We start from the raw sequence: 4,631 nt of genomic DNA on the forward strand, positions 1-4,631 counted from the left end.
ATCGCTTGGAAGAGGTTTTGATATTCTGTGTGTTGAGTTTGATATTGTCCGGCAAATTTTCTACTAATAAATATGTTTTGTACCTCGTCATTTCAGTTATCAGTTATCAGTTATCAGTACCTCTAGCTGTTTGCGGAGCATTCCGTAGGAAAGCAAGAGGCTTGAAGTACGGAATTATTTTTTTTATCCCCTTAAAAGGGGAGGCGCATACCCACGATTTTTCGGTCAAGAACAATCAAACATTTTTGTCTAGATAATAGTTCAAAAAATTGGGTAAATTGTTCGTCTGAGATGAGAATATGTTGATTTTAGATACTGATTTTTTTTAAGAGGTCGGTCATGAGAGAGTTTAGAGATTTAACAAATTTTAAATTTCTCCAAATTACTACATCGAACTGTTGGATATTCAAGTCAATAAATCTTTTGACTAGGGTTGTTTTGCCAATACCACTTAATCCTAATACTGACATTAGATGAGTTTTTTGATGGAAGATATAGTTGGAGAGAATTTTTAGTTCTTGAGTACGTCCGTAAAAGTAAGCATGATTAATTTTAGGGGCGATACTTAAATCCTGAAAAGTTGTTTTAGCTATATCTTTGATTTGATAATCTTGAGGATATTTTTGATATTGATATAGATTTTGTGACCCGAAATTATGATTAGTTCCTACACAAATATTTTGTCGTGACTTTGCCTCTGTTTGTAATCTTTCAATAGTAGAGCGAAAATTAGATTTATTAATATCTTCTCCTAAACTTTCGGAAAAAGTTTTCCATAGTTGATAACCTACATCTCGAACTCGACTTTCACTACGGTTACATTCTTGTGCAATATTTTCATAAGTTTTACCTTGCCAAACACCTTTAATAACTGTTTCTTGAATATCATCTAAATGTTTTCCTCTATGAGCAAAAACTAGGCGATCGGCAAATTGTAAAATTTCCGTAATAGTCATTGAGTTTAGTTCTAATAATAGTTTTAGCCATTTTAGCTCATTTTCATAGGACGTTTTAAGATATTTTCCTATATTCACTTGATTTTTATAAATAAAAATCACGACTTAATCAGGCAATTTAGTATAGTCAAAACTACGTTTAACTCTTAAATTAGGATTTAGGGTATTGTGAAATATTTTCTGACTCAATATTATGAGTAGTCAATATTTTTACTCTATCTCAACTAAGTTTTACAGCTTAAAGAAGCTCACTAATAAGTGGCAGTACAAGAATAAATTTGAAGTTAAATTAAGGGTGAATGATAATTTGCCAAAATCTTCTTCAAAATCAGAATAAGTAGAACCATCAGTTCTAAAAATCAGAGGAAAAACCTTAATCTATGGTAATACTATTTATCAAATTAGTAACATTAGCAGTATTCGTTTGGTTGAGAGGAAAAATACAAAAAAAAGAAGAACTAAAACCTATTCTGCTTTGCTCTTTGTAGGTGTGCTGTTGCTTGTACCTGTAAGTATTATATTGCTTTCATATCCGAACAGAAATTTACAAATAGTTGGTTTGTTAATGATAGTTATTGATATTTTAGTATTGCCCCGTTATGTACTAAATATAACTTCTCAAGAATATGGCATGGTTATTGAGGGAAATTCAGGGGAGAAAGAAGTTTTACTTAGTCCAGATAAGGAGGGGATGATAAAAGTAGTTCTTAAGTTATACGAAGTTATGAATACAGAAGAGATAAAATCATTCAACGTCTACTCTCAAAATAATAGAATTGAATATTATGAGGATAATAGCATTAAAGTAGGAGAATCCATTGGCTCCAATTTTGTCACAGGTAAGGTTGGAAAAAATGTAGTCTCTTCTATTAAGTAAAAATTCCAATTGAAAAGTATCGAATTATTTTTAAATCAGCAAATTTTTCACAAATTAATTGAGGTTATATATGGAAGACAAATCTATAAAAGTTGGAACAAGTTCTGCCTCTAATTTTGTCACAGGTGATGTTGACGGAAATGTTACTGTTTCAATCAATAAATTACCAGATTCTTTGGAACCAAACAAACCAGGAATTAAAGAAGCTTTGACTCAACTTCAAGCAGCAATTGAAGCAGAATCAAATTTGAGTCAAGAGGATAAAGAAGAAGCTTTAAATAAATTACAAAGTCTGGCAGAAGCAGGAAAAAATCCCCAGGAAAACAAACAAAAAGCAAAAGGAGTAATTAGATTTTTTAAAGGATTATTTACAGAGTTACCTAAGACGGCAAAATTAATCGAGCAGTGGGAAAAATTATTACCAGCGATCGCCAGTTTCTTTGGATTTGAAAATTAGGATATATCCGCAAATCTTCAGATTACGAAAAGACAAGTAAATTGGTGAGGAATTAAAACTTAATCCCGACTTTGACACATGAGAAAATTCCGGCAAAAAATTTATCAGTTGTAGGTTGGGTTGATAAAAAAAACTCAACAAAAATAGAGATGTATCTCAATCTTTTTTCCTCTTCTCTTTTACTGATAACTGATAACTGATAACTGATAACTGATAACTGAATATGTTGGGTTGCGCTCTCGCTTAACCCAACCTACGGTACTCCCGACTTTTACAGGTCATAAAATTAGACAGAAAATTTACTATTTGTCGGTTGGGTTGATAAAAAAGCATCAACAAAAATAGAGATGTATCTCAATCTTTTTTCCTCTTCCCTTTTACTGACAACTAATAACTGAAATTCCCCTTACCGAATAATTAATAATTAAATAATTCGCGCCTTGAAACCTCCCCTTTGAAGGAGAAAAAACAGTCGATAGATGGATGGGTTTCCTAATCATATCCAATCGACCAAGAAAAGAAATAATATTTCCTTATATTAAATCAAGAGCGGTTTTATACAGAAGTAATTATCAATTATCAATTATCAATTATCCATTATCCATTATCAATTATCCATTAATGAATCTATTTCTTTATTTCCTAGTTCAAACCCATTTTTTTTAACATAAACATAAGGAATAGTTGTGGCCTTAAAATCAACTATATTAGCCGCATTTTGTACCCACTCACAATAAAGTGGGTTTAATTGTTGATAAATTTGTTTAAGATTTTGTATTTCCGCTTCAAGTTGATTAGCTTTTTCGTTGACTTTTTTCACTTGCTCCTGTAATTCTTTTCCCCCTTGATAAACTTTTTCTTGTAGTTCGTGCCATTCTAGTCGAGATTTTTTTGGTGCTAATGTAGTTTTTTTCTGATTAAGTTGTGCTTCTAATATTTTGAGAGATTGATTAATTTCTTGTAATTCTTCTTGCCACTTTGCAGCTTCTTCAGCATTTTTTTTGTGAAATTCTGCTAGTGTTTCGGGAGTATTATCTGGAGGAAAACTAACATCTATTCGGAAAGAAGAACGTTGATGACGAAGAGTATCTACTTCGGTCTGTAAAGTTTCTATTTCTGCTTGTAAAGTTTCTACTTCTAATTTGAGTTCTGCTATATTTTCTTTCATATATTTGAAAAGGATTTAATCTAGTAGAAGAAGGCGGAAATAACTAACCAGTTATAAAATCCTAAAAGCCTTACTAATCAATACTTTTGAATTTTGACTTTTGAATTTTGACTTCCGCGTAGCGGCGCTAGTCGTTCAGGAACTACTATATATCCGGTGGTGCCATCGCCCAAAACTAAATTTTTTTCTTGGCCCCAATACCACCAGTATGCACCAATATAAGCACAAATTAAACTATCTAATTTATCTTCTGTAATTTTAAGAGTAGCTATACTATTTATATTTTCAGTATCTAGGAAATTTTCGGAAATTTCTAGAGTTGGTTCGAGGATAGTTAAGATATTTATGATGTATTGGTGCAGTTTCAAAAGTTCTGATTTACGGTCTGCTAATTTCCCTTTTTTGTATTTCAAAATTTTTTCTAAACCAAATAAATTAACTATAGCTGGATGGGGATAAACTTCGATTTGAAAACGTCCTGGTTGTTGGGGTTCAATTGTTGGTGCATGAATAAATCCTTTAGCTGCCAAACTCATGCCAAAATTCACGGTTTTCTGAGCAAAAGGACGGTTAAGATTTGCTGGATAACATCCTGCATGATAACGACCAAAATATTTATGAGTAAGTTTATCTGGTAGTCTAGTTCCTGTTTGATTGGGAATTATTGTTGGAGCATCTACGGCAATTAGAGCAGGAGTTGGTAAAGGAGTAAAATTCTCGATCCATTTGAGAATATCTTCAGTTTCTAATATGCAGTCTAAGTCTAATATTTTTAACTTTTGGTCTGAGTATTGTAGACAGCACAATCCACTTTTTCCTGAACGCCAACCAAGGTCTATTCCAATAAATTTCATACTTTTGATTATGATTGCTATATTTCATAATTCCCCAAAAAATTACTAAAATGATGAGGGTAATTTCAGTTATCAGTTAACAGTTAACAGTTATCAGTATCTCTGCAATAAGGAGGCTTGACTTAACGAAGTCAGAAGTTAGAAGTCAGAAGTCAGAAGTTATTTTTGTAATACCAATTTGAAAAAAGAATGTTACGAATAGTAAGAACCTACATTCCGCACGACAAAACGTAGTATGAAAGGCAAGTAGTCAATAGTCAGTAGTCAGTAGTCAGTAGGGAATGATGTGCAGCTTATTTCTGGGTAGACCAAGTATTTA

General features: G+C 32.1%; 5 protein-coding genes. 2 read left to right on the forward strand and 3 right to left on the reverse strand.

Annotation, left to right across the window (positions count from 1 at the left end):
* Positions 1-308: 308 nt before the first annotated feature.
* Complete coding sequence (locus AC3DU7_RS25925) at positions 309-956, reverse strand: helix-turn-helix domain-containing protein (protein ID WP_488042161.1); 648 nt, start codon at positions 954-956, stop codon at positions 309-311.
* 358 nt (positions 957-1,314) lie between these two features.
* On the opposite strand from AC3DU7_RS25925, the gene AC3DU7_RS25930 reads away from it, so the two are divergent.
* Complete coding sequence (locus AC3DU7_RS25930) at positions 1,315-1,833, forward strand: DUF6232 family protein (protein ID WP_488042165.1); 519 nt, start codon at positions 1,315-1,317, stop codon at positions 1,831-1,833.
* A gap of 70 nt (positions 1,834-1,903) precedes the next feature.
* Positions 1,904-2,290, forward strand: a complete 387-nt coding sequence (locus AC3DU7_RS25935) for a hypothetical protein (RefSeq protein WP_488042162.1) — start codon at positions 1,904-1,906, stop codon at positions 2,288-2,290.
* Between the two features lie 607 nt (positions 2,291-2,897).
* Here the strand turns inward: AC3DU7_RS25935 and AC3DU7_RS25940 are convergent.
* Positions 2,898-3,458 (reverse strand): hypothetical protein, encoded by a 561-nt coding sequence (locus AC3DU7_RS25940; protein ID WP_488042163.1) that lies wholly within the window; start codon positions 3,456-3,458, stop codon positions 2,898-2,900.
* A gap of 77 nt (positions 3,459-3,535) precedes the next feature.
* Positions 3,536-4,312, reverse strand: coding sequence for a DUF429 domain-containing protein (locus AC3DU7_RS25945; RefSeq protein WP_488042164.1), 777 nt, complete (start codon positions 4,310-4,312; stop codon positions 3,536-3,538).
* Between the last annotated feature and the right edge of the window lie 319 nt (positions 4,313-4,631).

Source organism: Okeania sp., from assembly GCF_983059655.1.

What these genes read in the sequence shown, in the direction of transcription:
- AC3DU7_RS25940 (WP_488042163.1), bottom strand. Translation starts at nt 3,458, where the DNA reads ATGAAAGAAAATATAGCAGAACTCAAATTAGAAGTAGAAACTTTACAA.
- AC3DU7_RS25935 (WP_488042162.1), top strand. Translation starts at nt 1,904, where the DNA reads ATGGAAGACAAATCTATAAAAGTTGGAACAAGTTCTGCCTCTAATTTT.
- AC3DU7_RS25945 (WP_488042164.1), bottom strand. Translation starts at nt 4,312, where the DNA reads ATGAAATTTATTGGAATAGACCTTGGTTGGCGTTCAGGAAAAAGTGGA.
- AC3DU7_RS25925 (WP_488042161.1), bottom strand. Translation starts at nt 956, where the DNA reads ATGACTATTACGGAAATTTTACAATTTGCCGATCGCCTAGTTTTTGCT.